1 protein-coding gene is annotated in these 556 nt (G+C 46.6%); it reads right to left on the bottom strand.

The window, feature by feature from the left end:
* Positions 1-14 precede the first annotated feature (14 nt).
* Positions 15-556, bottom strand: a 542-nt coding sequence (locus tag RMT89_RS40660; protein WP_315888780.1) for a hypothetical protein, incomplete at its 5' end; no start/stop codon positions are given.

The raw sequence follows: 556 nt of genomic DNA, 5'->3' as shown, positions 1-556 counted from the left end.
GAAGCAAACTACGATCATTGGATCGAAGAAGTATCTTTGATCGAAGATTGGATTGCTTCATCTGTGTACGCAGTAGAGGTTTCCATATACTGGACAACCTTTGTGCTGATGTACTCATAAGCATCAATAGCACCTGCCTTGATTGCACGGTTATACTGTGCATCTGTCAGGGCCAAGACACACTCATCGCCAAATACTTGAATAAGTTCTACGGACTGATAGTCCGGCCATTTGAATATCTGACGATTGCCTTTGGTATTGCAGTAAACACGCACCACACAAGCTGGTTTCTTAGCGTATTTCCAATTCTCCTTGTCCTCATTCATCATGTGACGAAGACGACCGTTGGAGAGTAGAGGCCAACCAAGGAACGGTTTCCTTGGAGCACGTGGAGCATGACTGCTTGTTGCACGTGAGAAAACTCTGTCCACCTTTGGAGGGCGACAATCGACCACGATGAAACCAAGACTGCGATAAAAAGCCATGTTTGCTTCATGGTTCACATGCTTGGCGTCTCGCTGCACATGTACCCGAACCATCTGAGATGGTGGACGAA

Source organism: Streptomyces sp. P17, assembly GCF_032436805.1.
Taxonomy (GTDB): Bacteria; Actinomycetota; Actinomycetes; order Streptomycetales; family Streptomycetaceae; genus Streptomyces.
The sequence above is the reverse complement of the archived record's forward strand: the minus strand, read 5'-3'. Positions and strand labels throughout refer to the sequence as shown.